Below are 18,174 nucleotides of genomic sequence, written 5' to 3' on the forward strand. Positions count from 1 at the left end.
AATACATAATGAATCGTCTTTCTGACTCTATCGCCAAGTTTGGGAATCGTCTGCTGGAGCCAGACTTCAATGATCGAATCCTACTGGGAGGACCTTTGTGGTTATTATGGTACGGAAACTGGCGTGAGGCCCTACGCAATTATCTGCCGTTGACCTTTCTCTTTGTAACGGCTTGCAGTCTACTATGTTACGGTTTGGGACATCGCAATATCATACTGTTCCAGTTGGGCAATATAGGGATCATTGTCTGCCTATTAGTAGGATTTGCCATCAACATTTTTCTATATCGGCGTTGGAACAAGACACCCGACGAAGCTGGCAAACATATTGTGCTTCCTTTGCTTTGGGTGGCGGGTTTGTTTCTTCTGTTGAGCGGCGGTATATGGCTCGGTTCTGTCCTTTAAACACGAAAGTTCGCGTTCCTCTATCAATAAAGATCGGCTGGCTGGACTTCCATTAAGGAAATCCGGCCAGCCGGTTTCTTTTGCTTCTTATTCCCCGCATTTCGCCGTGCAGGTTTTAAACGTATAATATCCTGCAGCTTTCCGAACGGCGATTTCCGGTTTAGGAGCAACTTTCCAGTGAAGTTTGATATTCATAGGTGCCTCCCTGTATTTTTTAACCGTTTCTCATCGTTTTGCAACTCGTAAAGCAGCCAAACGATGCGACCGGTTTTTTCGGTGCTTGCGTAACTTTCCAGGTAAGTTTCATCGACCTTCCCTCCCTATCCATAAATTTTCCACATACGATTCTACACGTATTTTATAATAGTTTCATTCTAGCATTGAATCAATCGAGTGTCAACACAGCGTTAGGGAACTTCTCATACTGAAGTGTGAATCCTTTTTGGATAAAGATATCCTTGTGGAAAGGGAACTGATAGATAACCGTGATCTTTCCTGCACGGGATAAGGCGCTTTTCTTTATTTCTTCGGCCACCTTTTCCATAATCTCTATTGCGAATGGATTGTTGACGAAAAAATAGTTGTATCTTTCATAGCCGACATATTCTCGTGCATCCTGACGAAAAATGTGAAGGCGTTCGTCGGAAAGGATAGAAGCATTTTTCTTTGCAATCTGAACCAAAGAATCCGCATACTCTATTCCATCGATCCGTCCAAAATCGAAGGAAGTGGCATAATACAAAAAAAGGCCCTTCCCGCAACCGATGTCCAACACACTGTCCGATGGCGTAATTTCCAATTGGCGAAGTACGTCATAGATCGGATAGCAGCCTTCGTAGCCTCTGAGCTGTGTATGGGAATCTTCGATCCTTCCGGTATAATCCAACCCTTTTATGGCTTTGAGATACGCCAGGTAAACCGTTTTCTTGTAATACCGAACGTACATCGTAAAATCTGTCCAGTTGATCATCCAGCCTTTCCCCCATTTACAACAGGCTTAGAATTTTGTTTAGGTCTATGTTCTTATCGGTGGAGATTCCATTGATCAATTCTTCAAAGTCCTGTTCTTTATCTTTCTGCATATCAAGAATTTTTTCTTCAATCGTGTTGGCAGCCACAAGTTTATAGACATTGACCGCTTGCTGTTGCCCGATACGATAAGCTCTGTCGATTGCTTGCTGCTCTACAAACGGATTCCACCAGGGATCATAAATGATCACATCCTGCGCAGATGTCAGATTTAGCCCAACCCCGCCTGCTTTAATACTAATCAAAAAAATGCCTGCGCTTGCTTTCTCAAATTGCTCCACCAAAAGATTGCGTTGTTGCGTTTTCCCGTCCAGATAAAAGAGGTTTGCTTTATATTCACTGCGTTTTTCCAGTTCTTGCCGGATCAGATGCAGCATGGAAGTGTAATTGCTGAAAATCAAAATTTTGTGCCCGGATTCAAACAGATCCGCCACCAGAATCTTTAACGCGTCCAGCTTGCAGGAATCCACAACGCCTTCCACATTAATGGTATCGTCGAGCAAAAGCGGGTGGCAACAGCATTCCCGTAACAATGTGAGTCCCTTTAAAACAACTGGGGCCGCAAAAATTTTCAGGCGGGAGATCGCCGATTTTACGGCAATATTGATACCTGTATAAAGCCTTCTTTGTGCTATATCCATATCGCAGTAAATAATCTGTTCGTACTTGGGCGGAAGTTGCTTCAGTACATCTTTCTTCATACGGCGAAGGATAAACAGATTCAAAATTTCCTTTAATTCGTCATAGTTGCGGTCGTGATACCGATGCAAAAAAGCAGAATGACCAGGAAATGCCCCCGGATTCACAATATCCATAACATTCCAAAGTTCGGAAATGCCATTTTCCATGGGGGTACCGGATAATCCGATTTTCATCTCTGCGTGGATTTCTTTGATCGCCTGGGAGGTAATGCTTTTGTAGTTTTTTACTGTTTGAATTTCGTCCAAAACGACAATGGTAAACCCCTTGTGATCCAGATACTCTTTATCCAGAAGTGCGGTATTGTATGTTGTAATAATAACATCACACTTGCCGAAATCCAATTCGCTGCGTTTATTTCCGTGATAGATACCAACCCGGTAGTTGGAACAGAATTTTTCAAATTCTCTTTTCCAGTTTGTGAGCAGAGATTTAGGAACGACAATCAAAACCTTTTGAAGGTGTTTTTTGACATCATTATCTTCTAAAAATGCGATAACCTGAAATGTCTTGCCGAGGCCCATGTCATCCGCCAGACAACCGCCAAGATGGTTTAAAAACAAAAACTTGAGCCATTGAATTCCTTCCCGTTGGTAGGGCAGCGCCATCTTATCCACGGGTTCCGGCAAGGCCGGTTTCACATCCGCATAGGGAAAAAAGTCCGTGATTGACGAGCCGCTGTTATAAATCAGGCGCAACAGTTGAAAAATGTGTTTCTGGTGGAGATAAAGCTTGTTACCCTTTACAACAAAATCGTCTTTTGCCTGTATTACAGAATCCGGCAAAACAATTCGCTTATCACCAACTTCCATCTCATTTTTTTGCGCGAACAACTGTATTTGGGAAGCCAAGTTAATGATTCTATCTCCAATGTTATAACTTAGATCCACCTCAAACCAACCGGATTCCCGCCGGGTAATTTTGATATTCGGAATAATGGTACTTTTGTCATCGTCCAGGATGATTCCCATTTCAGACAACATGGTATGCAGTGCAGATCTATCCCTACGCCCGGAATACGCATACCTACCCTTTGTCAGTTTCAGGAACCCTTTTTCCTGAAGTTCTTGTCCAGTTCTGCTTTCATACTGGAAATTTCGCAGGTAAATTCCATCTTCAGTCTTAACCGAAAGCCCCTTATCCATATAGGCTGCCTTTTCACCGCCATATTCAAAAAGGAGCGAATACGCTTGGTCGGTGGTTGAATAGGAAAGATGGGGCTTCGGACAAAGGGCTTGGATATGGGAAGCGGCACCGGGCCTATTTTCTATACACAGTGTGCCATCCGAAAAACAAGAGAAAAGGCAGTTGCCGATAGAGTATTGCTGTTTAGCCCGTTTACGGCCTGGTTTTTCCTCTATCTTGCTGATGAGCGTAAGCGAAGCATCTGCATGATCCAGAAAGATCATCGGGCTGGATGCCAAAAGGTGATGCAGCTTTCGAAAGTTTTCTACCGTAACATAAAAGCTGTTTTTACCAATCTGATAGGCAAACTCCGCAAACCATTTCTGCACAACATCCCGTGAAGCATTTTGAATAGGAAGGCAGTTCAGCACATCCGCAGCTGTAATACTGCCCCCCTTATATTTTCCAGCCTTACTTACACCAATCTGTTTGGTATAGTATGTTTCCAAGACAATAAAGCCGTTTTTTCTGGAAACGGCTGCGCTGAAGGCGATCATCAAGTCCGGCATAATTAGCAAAAAAACCTTTCGTTTGTTTTCAGCATCAATTCATAAAACTTCTCTTTGTTCTCTTGGCTACACGTTCGGGGCTCAATATGGTCAAAATTGATATTCGAAATATCATGGAGTTTTGTAAACTGCCTAAAATGCTCGGCGCGGCAACCACCGCCGCAAATATATTTTAGCGCACAGGTGTTACACGGCTTAAAATTATCAATTTTTCCTGCCTGCTGCGCGGCCTGCATCAACGCATGGATCTCCTCAAAAGGCATATCCCGTATATTGCCGATTTTGGCCACGTCCGGAATTCTGTCACAAAAATAGAAATCCCCGTTTGCCATTACATTCAACCCGCCATACCCGCAACTATCACAGATACCTTCCGAGACATTGCTGACAAAGGAATCTTCGGCCGTATCGCCGTAAATCCCGGTAACGACTTGGTCGACTAAGGCATAGTACTCTGTTTTTCTTTCCGCCACAACCTCTGCACTGAGATTTCGGCCGGGCATCAAAAAGTAAGAATAATCGATTTGGATCGCTTCTTTCCCATACTTTTCAAGCAGTTTCCGGGAAAACCGGATATATTCTGCCGAATGCGCACAAATTACCTCATAGGGAGGAGTTACGGCAATCTTTACAAAAATGCGATACTTTACGAACAATGCAACAGCATTCAGTGCCCGTTCAAATGCGTTTTTGCCGCGCACGAGGGAATTGCTTTCTTCATCGTATCCATCAATGCTGATCTGAATGCAATCCACGTTCTGGGAGGCAAGGCGTCTCACTCTTTCTTCGTTCCAGAAGAGGCCATTACTATAGATAGAGACCTTCATTCCCAAACGGGAAATATACTCCACCAGTTCAAAGAAATCCGGCCGTACCGTCGGTTCACCACCAGTCAGAAAGACATCCGTTCCTCCCGCGTGATAAAATTGGTCGCATAACGACTTTATTTCATCGGTAGATAATTCGTCGTTATACGCATTCCCGGATTTCATATAGCAATGCGGACATCTCATATTGCACTGATTGGTTACATGCAAATGAAGTTTTGTGTTGGAAAACGCAGATTTTGTTATAGCGCTTTCGATTTTTTTCGCTTCTATCTGTGTAAGTACATACGCAATGTCTTCTTGATCTGTTTCGTATTCGTTGAGGATCTTTCCTACCGTAGTCCCTTTCTGGAGCATTTTGAAAATAGTAAGTTGGTTTTCATTTGTAAGGACAACCCATATTGCCAACTCCGTGGCTATCGCAAGATATTGATCCTTGTATTTTACAATTTGGAAAGGCGGTAGATTATATACTTTATCTTCGGAAATTTCTACCTCTTTTTCTTCCTCCATATTCTCACATCCTTATTTTTTCACTGTAAGTTTGGTGGCCCTCTTTGTTTTCATTATATATCAGTCCCTTTTCCTTTTACAAGAAATGTCTTCTTTTTTATTTTTCTACTTTGTAAAATTGTAATAGCGCAACTAAAACCGGATCTGATGATCAAAAGTTTTCTTGGTTTATTATGCTGTGATGGAGCACAACTTGCTTAAAACGTTCCAGTATCTCCCATACAGAATTATCGTGCTTGCATTGTCACAGTCCTTTCGAAAAGAACTATATGGTACGACACTCATGAATGAAAAAGCGACTTCTGGGACAGAGGTTTTGTGCAAAAAGAATCGCAACATCGTTCTTTTCTTTTTTGACGCGATTTGGCTGTTTCAATATCAGCTGTCCATAGTCCAGTTGGGCGTAGTAGTCAGGTCGGAGAACTGTGACAGACAGGTAAATACGATGATACAGCGCCGGAAATTGTGTAGTATGCACAACTTCCGGCGCTGTTTGTGGTGGTTATAAAAGAATGTTGGGACGTACAAACGATACACGGAACCGGCTGGGAAGAAGGAGTGGTCAGATGGTGGTCAAGTCAGCGGCTGCACAAAAGGAACATTTTCTTTCCTGCGCCGTTTTCTCGTACTTTCTTGTGCTTTTTGTCAAGTTTTTTTCATAAAGCCGCCGCAAAAACAGGTTTTTTTGCACAATGTCATGAATCTGACATTTTTGCATGCTTTGTTGTTTTTCGGTTCGGGAAATTTCGCTATGATGGTACCAAAGACAGACTCGCGGCAGCTTGTCCGGCCTTACCGGACGCAAAAACGCAACAAGGAGGAATACCATGCAGCATCCCCATTTTATCGATGCGGACGGCAGCTTCACACTGGACCGCCCCGAAGAGATCAGCCAGCTGTACTTTCCGCTGGCTTCCGAAGCCGGGCTGAAGAGCTGTGTTTCACCGGACCTGGGCGGCGACGCCAAGCTGGACCAGGAGACCTTTCTGCTGGAACCGGTGAGCGTGGAAAACCTGCACAACAACCGCTCCACCCGGAATTTCTGGCTGGTGGGGGCGGACGGCACCGCCCTTTCGCTGACCGGCGCCTCGGCCGCCCAGCAGGCGGTGAAGTTCACCCCCGCCCAGGACGACAGTCGCCTGACGGCGGGCTTCATGTGGCATACGCTGGAGCGCACCCTGAAAGCGGCGGGGGTCCGCGCCGTCCTGACCAGCTTTGTGCCGGTGGGGGACAATGTGGAAGTGCTCAGCGTCACGGTGGAAAACATCACCGACAGCACCCTCACCTTCACCTCCTACGGGGCGGTACCCCTCTACGGCCGCAGCGCCGACAACCTGCGGGACCACCGCAACGTGACCTCCATGCTCCACCGCATCCGCACCACCGTCCACGGGGTGCGGGTCTGCCCCACCATGTCCTTTGACGAGCGGGGCCACCGGCCCAACCAAAAGGTCTACTATCTGCTGGGCTACGGCGCCGACGGCCAGGCCCCGGCAGCCTTCTACCCCACGGTGGAGGAGTTCATCGGGGAGGGCGGCAGCTTCACCCATCCCCGGGCGGTGCTGGAAAACTACCCCGGCGTGCCGGCGGGGGCCTGCCGCGCCGGGCGGGAGGCCATGGGCGCCTTCCGCTTTGCGCCCCTGACCCTGGCCCCCGGTGCCTCGGCCCGGTACATCCTGCTGCTGGGGGTGGAGGAGAGCGACGAGGCCATCGACCGGCTCTTTGTCCGGTATGACACCGCCGCCAAGGTGGACGACGCCCTGGCCGAGACCCGCCGCTACTGGAAGGAGAAGGTCAACGTGGCCTTTGCCACCGGCGACGCCGACGGCGACCGGCTGATGAAGTGGGTCTGCTTCCAGCCCTACCTGCGGCGGCTCTTCGGCTGCTCCTTCCTGCCCCACCACGACTACGGCCGCGGCGGCCGGGGCTGGCGGGACCTGTGGCAGGACTGCCTTTCCCTGCTGCTCATGGAACCCGGTCCGGTGGGCCGGATGATAGAGGCCAACTTCGGCGGCGTGCGGGTGGACGGCACCAACGCCACCATCATCGGCGCCGGGGACGGCAACTTCATCGCCGACCGCAACGGCATTGCCCGGGTCTGGATGGACCACGCCCTCTGGCCCCAGATGACCACCCAGCTCTATCTGGACCAGACCGGCGACCTGGCCCTGCTTGACCGCAAGGCCCCCTACTTCAAGGACCCCCAGGCGATGCGGGGCAACGGCATCGACGAGGCCTGGGCCCCCGAACAAGGCAGCTGGCAGCGCACCGAAGCCGGGGAGGTCTACCGCGGTACCCTGCTGGAACATCTGCTGCTCCAGCAGCTCACCGCCTTCTACGATGTGGGCGAACACAACCTCTACCGCCTGCGGGGGGCCGACTGGAACGACGCCCTGGATATGGCCGCCGACCGCGGCGAGAGCGTGGCCTTCACCTGTGCCTACGCGGGCAATCTGCGGACGCTGGCGGCCCTGCTCCGCCAGCTGGACGGGCGCAGCCCCGGCGGCAAAGCGGAGCTGATGGAGGAACTGACGGTGCTGCTGCGCCCCGGCCAGGACTACGACGACCGGGCGGGCAAGCGGGCACTGCTGGGGCAGTACCTGGAGCGCTGCCGCCACACCCTGAGCGGCCGCACCGTGCGGGTGCCCCTGACCGACCTGGCCGACGACCTGGAAAAGCGGGCGGACTGGCTCACCGGCCATCTGCGCCGCCAGGAATGGATCGACGGCGGCGAGGAGGGCTGGTTCAACAGCTACTACGACAACGACGGCCAGCCGGTGGAAGGGTTCTTCCCCGCCGGTGTGCGGATGATGCTCACCGGGCAGGTATTTGCCGTCATGGGCGGGGTGGCCGACGAGGAACAGGTGCGCCGCATCGTGCGCAGCGCCGACCACTACCTCTACCGCCCCGAGATCGGCGGCTACCGGCTGAACACCGATTTCGGCGAACTGAAATTCAACCTGGGCCGGATGTTCGGCTTTGCCTACGGCGAGAAGGAGAACGGGGCTGTCTTCTCCCACATGACGGTGATGTACGCCAACGCCCTCTACCGCCGGGGCTTTGCCAGGGAGGGCTGGAAGGCCCTGAAAACCCTGGCCGACGCCGCCCTGCACTTTGAGACCAGCCGCATCTACCCTGGCATTCCCGAATACTTCTCCACCGACGGGCGGGGGGTCTACCACTACCTCACCGGCGCGGCCAGCTGGTTCATGCTGACGATGATCACCCAGGCCTTCGGCGTCCGGGGCGAGGCCGGGGACCTGCTGCTGGCCCCCCAGCTCACCGCCGAACAGTTTGATGAAACCGGCACCGCCGAACTGCGGCTGACTTTTGCGGGCCGCCCGCTGACGGTGCGCTACCATAACGCCGCCCGCAAGGAGGCCGGCAGCTACCGCCTGGGCGAAGTCCGGTGCGGCGACACCGCCGTGACCCCCGGCGCCGACGGCACCGTGAAGCTGCCCCGCGCCCTGGTGGAGCAGCTGCCCGCCGAGGGCGGCCTGATCACGGCGGAACTGGTATAAAAACAAGGAGGATTCTTCCTGATGCAATACGGATATTTTGACGATGCCCACCGGGAGTATGTGGTCCAGCGCCCCGATACCCCCGCCCCCTGGGTAAACTATCTCGGCTCGCCGGAGTACGGCGCCATCATCTCCAACAACGCCGGCGGCTACAGCTTTGCCAAGTCCGGCGCCAACGGCCGCATCCTGCGCTATGTCTTCAACCAGTTTGACCGCCCCGGCCGGTACCTCTACCTGCGGGACAACGCCAGCGGGGATTTCTGGTCGGCTTCCTGGCAGCCGGTGGGCAAGGACCTGCAGGACTACGCCTGCGAATGCCGCCACGGCATGGGCTACACCCGGATGCTCTCCGACTATGCGGGCATCCACGCCGAAGCGGTCTACTATGTGCCCAAAGACAGCGCCCATGAAGTCTGGGAGCTGACGGTGACCAACACCACCGACGCCCCCCGGGAACTGACCCTGACGGGCTACGCGGAATTCACCAACCACAACAACTACGAGCAGGACCAGGTGAATCTGCAGTATTCCCTCTTTATCAGCCGGACCCTCTTTGCGGGCAACCGCATCACCCAGCAGATCCACGGCAACCTGGACGCCCAGCCCACCGACGAACTGGTGGACGGCAAGAACGTCACCGAGCGGTTCTTCGGGCTGGCGGGGGCGGACGTGGCCAGCTACTGCGGCGACAAGGAAGCCTTCCTGGGCCGGTACCATGACTACGGCAACCCCCAGGGGGTGCTTTCCGGTGACCTGGGCAACGTGCTGAGCTACAACGAGAACGCCTGCGGCGCCCTCTCCTGCGTGGTGAAGCTTGCCCCCGGCGAAAGCCGCACCGTGGCCTTCCTTTTGGGGATGAAGCCCTCCGAGGAAGCCGCCGCCCTGGTGGCGGGCTACGCCGACCCCGCCGCCCGCTGCGCCGCCGAGGTGGAGGCGCTGAAGCAGGACTGGTACGGACGGCTGGACCATCTGCAGGTCCACACCCCCGACGACGCCTTCAATACGATGATCAACACCTGGAACGCCTACAACTGCTTCATCACCTTTGTGTGGAGCCGGGCGGCTTCCCTGATCTACTGCGGCCTGCGCAACGGCTACGGCTACCGGGATACCGTGCAGGACATCCAGGGCATCATCCATCTGGAACCGGCCATGGCCAAGGAGAAGATCCGGTTCATGCTCTCCGCCCAGGTGGACAACGGCGGCGGTCTGCCTCTGGTAAAATTCACCCACAACCCCGGCCATGAGGATACCCCCGACGATGCCTCCTATGTGGCGGAGACCGGCCACCCGGCCTACCGCGCCGACGACGCGCTGTGGCTCTTCCCCACCGTCTATAAATATGTAGCCGAAACCGGGGACAAGGCCTTCCTGGACGAGGTCATCCCCTTTGCCAACAGGGACGAGGGCACCGTCTACGAGCACCTGAAGCGGGCGGTGCAGTTCTCGCTGGATCATCTGGGTCCCCACGGCCTGCCCGCCGGGCTCTACGCCGACTGGAACGACTGCCTGCGGCTGGGCGCCAACGGCGAGTCCACCTTTGTGGCGCTGCAGTTCTACTATGCCCTGGAGATCCTGCGCCGGTTTGCCGCCGACCGGGGGGACGAGGCCGCCTGCCGCCATCTGGAAGCGACCATGGCCGACACCGCCCGCAAGATCCAGTCCCTTTGCTGGGACGGCGACCGGTTCATCCGCGGCTTTACCGAGGAAGGCCAGCGCATCGGCGCCGCCGCCGACCCGGAGGCCAACCTCTGGCTGAACCCCCAGAGCTGGGCGGTCATCAGCGGGCTGGCGGACAAGGACCAGGCCGACCGGGCCATGGCCCAGGTCTACGACCGGCTGAACACCGCCTACGGCGCGGTGCTCATGGACCCGCCCTACCACGCCCATGCCTTTGAGGGCGCCCTGGCGGTGATCTACAACCCCGGCACCAAGGAAAATTCCGGTATCTTCTCCCAGTCCCAGGGGTGGCTGATCCTGGCCGAAGCCCTCTGCGGCCACGGGGAGCGGGCCTTCACCTACTTTACCGAGAACGCCCCCGCCGCCCAGAACGACCGGGCGGAAGTGCGCCGCCTGGAGCCCTACTGCTACGGCCAGTTCACCGAGGGCCCGGCCAGCGCCCACTTCGGCCGCTCCCAGGTGCACTGGCTCACCGGCACGGCGTCCACCGTCATGGTGGGCTGCGTGGAGGGCATCCTGGGCCTGCGCCCCGACCTGAACGGTCTGCGGCTGGCCCCTGCGGTGCCTGCCGCCTGGAAGAGCTTTACCATGGACAAAGACTTCCGGGGCAAGAAGCTGCACATCCGGGTGGAAAATCCCCAGGGCAAGGAGAGCGGCTTCGCCAGCCTGACCCTCAACGGGGAGGCCCTGCCCGACAACTACCTGCCTGCCCACAAGCTGCAGGCCGAGAACGACATCCTGCTGGTGCTGTAATTCCCGCACAGAAACAAAATTCCCCGCCGGGGTCTCCCGGCGGGGTTTTTGTTATGGTACAATGGAGGCTCAGTCGTCCCAGGGATTCAGGCGGCTTTCGTCCCGGTACTTCTTGGGGGTCATGCCGGTGACTTCGCGGAACTGCTGGATGAAATGGCTCTGGGAGGAAAAGGCCAGCTGGTTGGCAATGTCGATGAGGGAACTGTCGCTGAAGCGCAGCAGGTTTTTCGCAATTTCGATCTTCTGCTGGCGGATGTAGGCCGACACCGACATGCCGGTCTCCTTTTTGAAAAGCCGGGACAGATAACTGGGCGATACCCCCAGCTCGTCGGCCAGGTCCTCGATGGTGATGCGCTCCTTGATGTGGGCGTAAATGTAATCCTTGCCCTCATTGATATGTTTGGAATTGGTGTCGCTGCGCAGATTTTTGCGCATCTTTTTGGTAAAATCCATCACCATCTCATCATGCAGGGCGCAGACCTCGTCGGCTGTGTGCAGGTCGTCCAGCTTCTGGATGTAGAAATCGCTGAGGCGGAAGGCCTGTTCCAGCTCCATGCCGTGCTGGCCGCACAGCCGGGTGACCATGGCGGTGGTGATGACAAAATGGTATTTCAGGTTCAGCACCGGGTCACGGGAAAGCTGTCCCACGCCTTCCCCCTCCCGGAAGCGGCCCAACTCGCAGTTGTGGCGCACGGCGTTCACATCGCCGTCGGCCACCGCCCGGTAGAACCGGTACTCCTCGCTGGGATCCCGGTGCTCCATCTCATCCACTTCATCGTTGGCTTCCAGAAGCAGCCATTCCTTTTGGTAACTCATCTTACACCTGCCTTTTGTGGCTCCGAACGCTGCCGCCCCGGCGGGACGGCAGGGATTTTCTGTTTCCATTATACTACCAACCGCCGGTTTCCCGCAACGGCCCGGGGACTTTTTCCATGTCAAAAAGCTGCATTTTGGACAAAAAGCGGTCATGAATTTGATATTTTTTGTTTGATTCTAATATATCCCGGCACCCCTTCTACGCTATAATAGGGTCACGCTAAGGGATTCGGTACTCCGCGAGGGAGTACCAACAAAGTAGGAGGTTATCTGCATGAAAAAACGCGTTGTTTCTCTTCTGATGGCCACGGCCATCAGCGCCAGCCTGCTGGCTGCCTGCGGCGGCAGCAGCGCCGGTTCGTCCGCCGCTACCGGCGAGACCGGCGGTGACGCTGCCGCTGCCGGCGGCACCGAAGGCGCCGTCATCAACATCTACAGCTGGAACGACGAGTTCCGCACCCGTCTGGAAGCCGTCTACCCCGAGGTGGAGAGCACCTCCGACGACGGCACCGTCACCAAGCTGAAGGACGGCACCGAGATCCACTGGGTCATCAATCCCAACCAGGACGGCGTCTACCAGCAGAAGCTGGACGAAGCCCTGCTGAACCAGGGCACCGCCGCCGATGACGACAAGGTGGACATCTTCCTGTCCGAGACGGACTACGTCTTCAAGTACACCGATGCCGACGCCGACGTGGCCATGCCGCTGACCGACCTGGGCATCGACCCCGACACCGACCTGGCCGACCAGTACCCCTTCACCAGAACCACCGCCTCCGACCAGAACGGCGTGCAGCGCGGCTCCACCTGGCAGTGCTGCCCGGGCCTGCTGGTCTACCGCCGGGACATCGCCAAGGATGTCTTCGGCACCGATGACCCCGCCGCCGTGGGCGAAAAGGTCAAGGACTGGGATACCCTGAAGGCCACCGCCGCCGAACTGAAGGCCAAGGGCTACTACACCTTCGCCTCCTACGCCGACACCTTCCGCCTGTACGGCAACAGCATCTCGGAGCCGTGGGTGACCGCCGGTGAAACCACCGTCAAGGTGGACCCCCAGATCATGAACTGGATCAAGGATTCCAAGGAATGGCTGGATGCCGGCTACTTCGACAAGACCGTCAAGGGCCAGTGGAACGATGACTGGAACAAGTCCATGAGTTCCTCCTCCAAGGTCTTTGCCTTCCTGCTGCCTGCCTGGGGCATCGACTTCACCCTGACCCCCAACTGGGACGGCGAGACCGGCGCCTGGGGCGTCACCAATCCCCCGCAGGAATACAACTGGGGTGGTTCCTACATCCATGCCGCTACCGGCACCGACAACCCCCAGCACGTGAAGGACATCATCCTGGCCCTCACCTCCAACAAGGACAACCTGATCAAGATCTCCCGCGATTATCAGGACTTCACCAATACCGTCAGCGGCATGCAGGAAGCTGCCACCGACGCCTCCTTCGCCTCTGAGTTCCTGGGCGGCCAGAACGCCTACGAGTACTTTGCCCCTGTTGCCGAGAACATCAAGATCGCGCCGCTGTCCTCCTATGACCAGGGCTGCGTGGAGCTGATTCAGAATGCCTTCAGCGACTACTTCCAGGGCAACGTGGATTACGACCGCGCCAAGGCCAACTTTGAGACGGCCATCAAAGAGCGCTACCCCGACATCACCGAGATCCAGTGGGCAGAGTGATCTGCCCCAGGCACACTACGGAATGAAAACCGGCTGCCGCACCCCGGTGCGGCAGCCTTTTCCGGAAAGGAACGGTGACTTATGAACAAGAAAAAACAAAACCATCTCAGTTACGCCAAATGGGGCTACATCTTCATCCTTCCGTTCTTTTTGGCCTTCTTCATCTTCTCGCTGATCCCGCTGGTGGACACCGTGCGGTACAGCTTCTATGAATACTACCGCTCCGGCATCAAGGAGATCGGCCCCACCTTCATCGGCCTGGAAAACTATGCCGAGCTGCTCAAATCCGACATGGTCGGCTACGCCGGCAACACCCTGATCCTCTGGCTCATCGGCTTTGTGCCCCAGATCGTCATCGCGCTGCTGCTGGCCAACTGGTTCACCGATGTGCGGCTGAAGATCCGCGGCAAACAGTTCTTCAAGATCATCATCTATCTGCCCAACCTGATCATGGCCTCTGCCTTCGCCATGCTCTTCTTCGCCCTCTTCTCCACCAACGGCCCCATCAACTCCATTCTCATGTCCATCGGGCTGACCGATACCCCCATCGACTTCATGGGCACCACCTTCGGCACCCGGTCCCTCATCGGCCTGATGAACTTCCTGATGTGGTTCGGCAACACCACCATCATGCTGATGGCCGCCATCATGGGCATCAGCCCCGACATCTTCGAGGCCGCCGAACTGGACGGCTGCGGCAGCTTCCGGCGGTTCTTCTCCATCACCCTGCCGCTGATCCGCCCCATTCTGGCTTACACCCTCATCACCTCCATCATCGGCGGTCTGCAGATGTTCGATGTGCCCCAGATCCTCACCAACGGCCAGGGCAACCCCGACCGTACCTCCATGACGCTGATCATGTTCCTGAACAGCCACCTGAAGAGCCGCAACTACGGCATGGCTGGTGCCCTGTCGGTCTACCTCTTCATTGTCAGCGGCATCCTCTGCTTCTTTGTCTACCGGATGACCAACGGCAGTGATAGCACCGCCAAACACCGGAAGCACGCCAAAGGAGGAGCCAAAGCATGAAACATATCAAAAACAAACGGGCAGAAACCATCCTGGCCTATCTGGTCCTCATCGTCCTGTCCTTCCTGTGCCTGTTCTTCTTCTACATCCTGCTGGTGAACGCCACCCGCTCCCACGCAGACCTGCAGAAGGGCTTCAGCTGGCTGCCCGGCAACTACTTCCTGGAAAATCTGAAAAACGTGGCCAATGACGGCAGCTTCCCCATGTTCAAGGGCATCTTCAACAGCCTCGTTGTCTCCACCTGCTCGGCGGCGCTGTGCACCTACTTCTCGGCCCTGACCGCCTACGGCCTCTACGCCTACCAGTTCAAGCTCAAAAAGGTGGCTTTCACCTTCATCATGGCCATTCTGGTCATGCCCACCCAGGTCACCGCCATGGGCTTCCTGCGGTTGATGACCAACATCGGCCTGTATGACTCCCTGATGCCCCTGATCATCCCTTCCATCGCGTCCCCGGCGGTGTTCTACTTCATGTACAGCTACCTGGAGTCCTCTCTGCCGCTGTCCCTGGTGGAGGCCGCCCGCATCGACGGTTCCGGTGAGTTCATGACCTTCAACCGCATCGTGCTGCCCATCATGAAGCCCGCCGTGGCGGTGCAGGCCATCTTCACCTTCGTGGGTTCCTGGAACAACTACTTCGTTCCCGCCCTCATCATCCAGTCCAAGGACAAGATGACCGTTCCCATCCTCATCGCCACCCTGCGCGGCGCCGACTATATGAACTTCGACATGGGCAAGATCTACATGATGATCACCGTGGCCATCGTGCCCATCATCATCGTCTACCTGCTGCTGTCCAAGTACATCATTGCCGGCATCACCCTGGGCGGTGTCAAGGAATAAACTGCTTTCCCCTTTTTTCTCCTGTAGTGCGGAAGACCGTCATAGTACCCTGCTATGGCGGTTTTTCCGCGTCCTATCCATCATTTCGAGAGGAATTGTACACCATGCGATCTGCACATACCTACAGCGGCAGCCTCCAGGCTGCCCCTTCCCCCCGGGAAAAAGCCCACGCCGCCCTGGCCCGCAAAGCGGCAGCTGCCGGCATCGTTTTGCTGCGCAACGACAATGTGCTACCCCTAGACCCCGACACATCGGTAGCCTTGCTGGGTACCGGTGCCGGGCGCACCGTCAAAGGCGGTATCGGTTCGGGAGATGTGAATAACCGGGCCAACGTTTCCATTTATGAAGGGCTCCGGACCGCCGGGGTCCACCTGACCAGCGAAGATTGGATCAACTACTACGAAGCCCTCTATCACGGGGCACGCCTGGCCTGGAAGGACAAGATCCTGGACGATGCCACCAAGGTGGAAAATCCCTTTGACGCCTATGCGGCCAACCCCTTTGTACTGCCCCAAGGCCGTCCGGTGGCCATGTCGGATCTGGTGGGAGCCTCCGTGGCAATCTATGTGATCAGCCGTATTTCCGGCGAGGGCAAGGACCGCACCCCCACGGCGGGGGACTACCTGCTCAGCGACCGGGAAACCGCCGACCTGCGCACCTTGAACGAAGCGGGCCTGCCCCTGGTACTGGTCCTCAACGCCGGGGGACCGGTGGAGCTCACCGACCTGCTGGCGGAATACCGCCATCCCCTGGCCGTCTTGCAGATCTCCCAGCCGGGGCAGCAGGGCGGCGAGGCCGTGACCGATATCCTGCTGGGCAAGGCCGTGCCGGAGGGCAAGCTCACCGCCACCTGGGCCAAGCGCTACGCCGACTACCCCTGCGCCGATACCTTCGGGGCCTGCAACGGCGACCTGGAAAAGGAAGACTACGCCGAAGGGCTCTATGTGGGCTACCGCTGGTTTGACAGCTTCGGCATCGAACCCCTCTTCGGCTTCGGCCACGGGCTTTCCTACACCACCTTCGCCACCGTCTTTACCGCCCTGCGCGCCGGGGACCACGGGGTGGAGGTGGACCTGACGGTGACCAACACCGGGGACCGGTTCACCGGCCGGGAGGTGGCCCAGCTCTACGCCGCCTGCCCCCAGACCGGCACCGCCCGGGAATACCGCCGGCTGGCCGGCTTTGCCAAGACCCGTCCCCTGGCCCCCGGGGAGAGCCAGACCGTGACGGTGGCCGTACCCGCCAAACAGCTGGCGGAGTTCCTGCCCGGGCGCGGCGCCTGGGTGATCCCCGCCGGGGTCTACACCCTCTTTGCGGGGGGCAGCCTGGCAGAGGCCGCTCCCTGCGCCCACCTGACCGTGGACGCCGAGGTGGTGCTGGAGACCACCCATCCCATCTGCCCGCTGCATCATCCCTTCGGGGAGGCGGGCCCCGCCGCCCCGGCCATGGAAAAAGCCGCAGCCGCCGCGGCCCTGGACCTGCCCGCTTTTGTCTTTGCGCCGCTGTCTGACGAGGTGCCGGTACCGGCTCCCGTGCCGATGGCCGACGGCCCGGTGGATGAGCTGGTACCCATGCTGTACGGCAACATTACCCAGGGCGCCAGCACGCTGGGGTCTGCGGGCATCCGGGTGCCCGGTTCCGCCGGGGAAACCTCTGAAGCGCTGGAAGCCAGCCGTGGGGTGCCTTCTCTCATCATGGCGGACGGCCCTGCCGGGCTGCGGCTGCGGCAGAGCTACCAGGTAGACCCCGCCGACGGTTCGGTCATTCCCACCGGGGTGCTGGGGTCGCTGGAAAACGGATTCCTGGACGAGCCCCGGCATCTGGAGGGGGCCGATACCTACTACCAGTTCTGCACGGCCTTCCCGGTGGGCACCGCCCTGGCCCAGAGCTGGGACCCCGCCCTGCTGGAGGAGTTCGGCCGGGCCATCGCCGCCGAGATGGCGGAGTTCCACATCGACCTCTGGCTGGCCCCCGGCATGAACATCCAGCGCCACCCCCTCTGCGGCCGCAACTTTGAGTACTATGCCGAGGACCCCCTGCTCTCCGGCCTGATGGCCGCCGCCGTCACCCGGGGCGTCCAGACGGACGGCACCCGGGGGGTCACCATCAAACACTTTGCCTGCAACAACCAGGAGGACCACCGCATGGGGGTGGATGCCCGGGTGTCCGAACAGGCCCTGCGGGAAATCTACCTGCGCGGCTTTGAGATCGCCGTCAAGACGGCGGCCCCTGCGGCCCTGATGACCTCCTACAACCGGATCAACGGCGTGCAGGCCGCCAACAACCGGGACCTCTGCACCGTGGTGGCCCGGGGCGAGTGGGGCTTTGACGGCCTCATCATGTCGGACTGGAACACCACCGTCCCCGCCGACGGCAGCGAGCCCTGGCGCTGTGCCGCCGCCGGCAACGACGTCATCATGCCGGGCAATCCCCACGATGACGCCGACATCCGCGCCGCCCTGGCGGACGGCCGCCTGGCCGAAACCGATGTACGCGCCTGCGCGGGCCGCCTGATGGCCATGGCCCGCCGCCTGACCGCGAACCGGTAACTTCTGCTTTCCCGGGAAAAGGGACCCGGCCGGTGATCTTGGGGAGAAGACCGCCGGCCCCCGGCACCCCTTTCCCTGGAACGACCGCAGGCTCTTCACTGTCTGGTGAAGAGCCTGCGGTTATTTTTGTGCCG

Annotated in this window: 11 protein-coding genes; 7 read left to right on the top strand and 4 right to left on the bottom strand. The window is 57.1% G+C overall.

Features of this window, described 5'->3' with window-relative positions; all coding sequences use genetic code 11:
* Positions 1-8: 8 nt before the first annotated feature.
* Positions 9-404, top strand: coding sequence for a hypothetical protein (locus NQ490_RS06835; RefSeq protein ID WP_007048535.1), 396 nt, complete (start codon positions 9-11; stop codon positions 402-404).
* Between the two features lie 385 nt (positions 405-789).
* Here NQ490_RS06835 and NQ490_RS06840 read toward each other — a convergent pair whose 3' ends face one another.
* From NQ490_RS06840 to NQ490_RS06850, 3 genes are read right to left on the bottom strand one after another with little or no spacing between them, the layout of a single operon-like run.
* Positions 790-1,374 carry an SAM-dependent methyltransferase gene (locus NQ490_RS06840; protein ID WP_007048534.1) on the bottom strand — a complete coding sequence of 195 codons (585 nt, stop codon included), beginning with the start codon at positions 1,372-1,374 and terminating at the stop codon, positions 790-792.
* Between the two features lie 16 nt (positions 1,375-1,390).
* A complete protein-coding gene (locus tag NQ490_RS06845; RefSeq protein ID WP_007048533.1) occupies positions 1,391-3,826 on the bottom strand; it encodes a DEAD/DEAH box helicase in 2,436 nt (811 codons plus the stop codon).
* A gap of 2 nt (positions 3,827-3,828) precedes the next feature.
* The gene (locus NQ490_RS06850; RefSeq protein WP_007048532.1) at positions 3,829-5,166 is read right to left on the bottom strand and encodes a radical SAM/SPASM domain-containing protein; all 1,338 of its coding nucleotides are present in this window, start codon (positions 5,164-5,166) and stop codon (positions 3,829-3,831) included.
* A gap of 827 nt (positions 5,167-5,993) precedes the next feature.
* On the opposite strand from NQ490_RS06850, the gene NQ490_RS06855 reads away from it, so the two are divergent.
* Complete coding sequence (locus NQ490_RS06855; protein ID WP_007048529.1) at positions 5,994-8,687, top strand: GH36-type glycosyl hydrolase domain-containing protein; 2,694 nt, start codon at positions 5,994-5,996, stop codon at positions 8,685-8,687.
* Positions 8,688-8,708: 21 nt separating this feature from the next.
* Complete coding sequence (locus tag NQ490_RS06860) at positions 8,709-11,120, top strand: GH36-type glycosyl hydrolase domain-containing protein (RefSeq protein ID WP_007048528.1); 2,412 nt, start codon at positions 8,709-8,711, stop codon at positions 11,118-11,120.
* A 69-nt stretch (positions 11,121-11,189) separates the two neighbouring features.
* Here the strand turns inward: NQ490_RS06860 and NQ490_RS06865 are convergent, their stop codons facing one another.
* A complete protein-coding gene (locus tag NQ490_RS06865; RefSeq protein WP_007048527.1) occupies positions 11,190-11,936 on the bottom strand; it encodes a helix-turn-helix transcriptional regulator in 747 nt (248 codons plus the stop codon).
* Between the two features lie 274 nt (positions 11,937-12,210).
* Here NQ490_RS06865 and NQ490_RS06870 point away from each other — a divergent pair, with 274 nt between their 5' ends.
* The 4 genes from NQ490_RS06870 (at position 12,211) to NQ490_RS06885 (ending at position 18,040) form a co-directional block, all read left to right on the top strand.
* Positions 12,211-13,620 carry an ABC transporter substrate-binding protein gene (locus NQ490_RS06870; RefSeq protein ID WP_007048525.1) on the top strand — a complete coding sequence of 470 codons (1,410 nt, stop codon included), beginning with the start codon at positions 12,211-12,213 and terminating at the stop codon, positions 13,618-13,620.
* 81 nt (positions 13,621-13,701) lie between these two features.
* Positions 13,702-14,649, top strand: a complete 948-nt coding sequence (locus NQ490_RS06875; protein ID WP_007048524.1) for a carbohydrate ABC transporter permease — start codon at positions 13,702-13,704, stop codon at positions 14,647-14,649.
* Positions 14,646-15,491: a carbohydrate ABC transporter permease gene (locus NQ490_RS06880; RefSeq protein ID WP_007048523.1), complete on the top strand. Its 846-nt coding sequence runs from the start codon at positions 14,646-14,648 to the stop codon at positions 15,489-15,491. The genes NQ490_RS06875 and NQ490_RS06880 overlap by 4 nt, the downstream gene beginning before the upstream one ends.
* A gap of 104 nt (positions 15,492-15,595) precedes the next feature.
* Positions 15,596-18,040 (top strand): glycoside hydrolase family 3 protein, encoded by a 2,445-nt coding sequence (locus tag NQ490_RS06885; RefSeq protein ID WP_007048522.1) that lies wholly within the window; start codon positions 15,596-15,598, stop codon positions 18,038-18,040.
* The last annotated feature ends 134 nt before the right edge of the window (positions 18,041-18,174 follow it).

Origin of the sequence: Subdoligranulum variabile, from assembly GCF_025152575.1 — a bacterium.
In the GTDB taxonomy this organism is placed as follows: domain Bacteria; phylum Bacillota; class Clostridia; order Oscillospirales; family Ruminococcaceae; genus Gemmiger; species Gemmiger variabilis.

What these genes read in the sequence shown, in the direction of transcription:
- NQ490_RS06845 (WP_007048533.1), bottom strand. Translation starts at nt 3,826, where the DNA reads ATGCCGGACTTGATGATCGCCTTCAGCGCAGCCGTTTCCAGAAAAAAC.
- NQ490_RS06870 (WP_007048525.1), top strand. Translation starts at nt 12,211, where the DNA reads ATGAAAAAACGCGTTGTTTCTCTTCTGATGGCCACGGCCATCAGCGCC.
- NQ490_RS06875 (WP_007048524.1), top strand. Translation starts at nt 13,702, where the DNA reads ATGAACAAGAAAAAACAAAACCATCTCAGTTACGCCAAATGGGGCTAC.
- NQ490_RS06880 (WP_007048523.1), top strand. Translation starts at nt 14,646, where the DNA reads ATGAAACATATCAAAAACAAACGGGCAGAAACCATCCTGGCCTATCTG.
- NQ490_RS06855 (WP_007048529.1), top strand. Translation starts at nt 5,994, where the DNA reads ATGCAGCATCCCCATTTTATCGATGCGGACGGCAGCTTCACACTGGAC.
- NQ490_RS06840 (WP_007048534.1), bottom strand. Translation starts at nt 1,374, where the DNA reads ATGATCAACTGGACAGATTTTACGATGTACGTTCGGTATTACAAGAAA.
- NQ490_RS06885 (WP_007048522.1), top strand. Translation starts at nt 15,596, where the DNA reads ATGCGATCTGCACATACCTACAGCGGCAGCCTCCAGGCTGCCCCTTCC.
- NQ490_RS06865 (WP_007048527.1), bottom strand. Translation starts at nt 11,936, where the DNA reads ATGAGTTACCAAAAGGAATGGCTGCTTCTGGAAGCCAACGATGAAGTG.
- NQ490_RS06850 (WP_007048532.1), bottom strand. Translation starts at nt 5,166, where the DNA reads ATGGAGGAAGAAAAAGAGGTAGAAATTTCCGAAGATAAAGTATATAAT.
- NQ490_RS06835 (WP_007048535.1), top strand. Translation starts at nt 9, where the DNA reads ATGAATCGTCTTTCTGACTCTATCGCCAAGTTTGGGAATCGTCTGCTG.
- NQ490_RS06860 (WP_007048528.1), top strand. Translation starts at nt 8,709, where the DNA reads ATGCAATACGGATATTTTGACGATGCCCACCGGGAGTATGTGGTCCAG.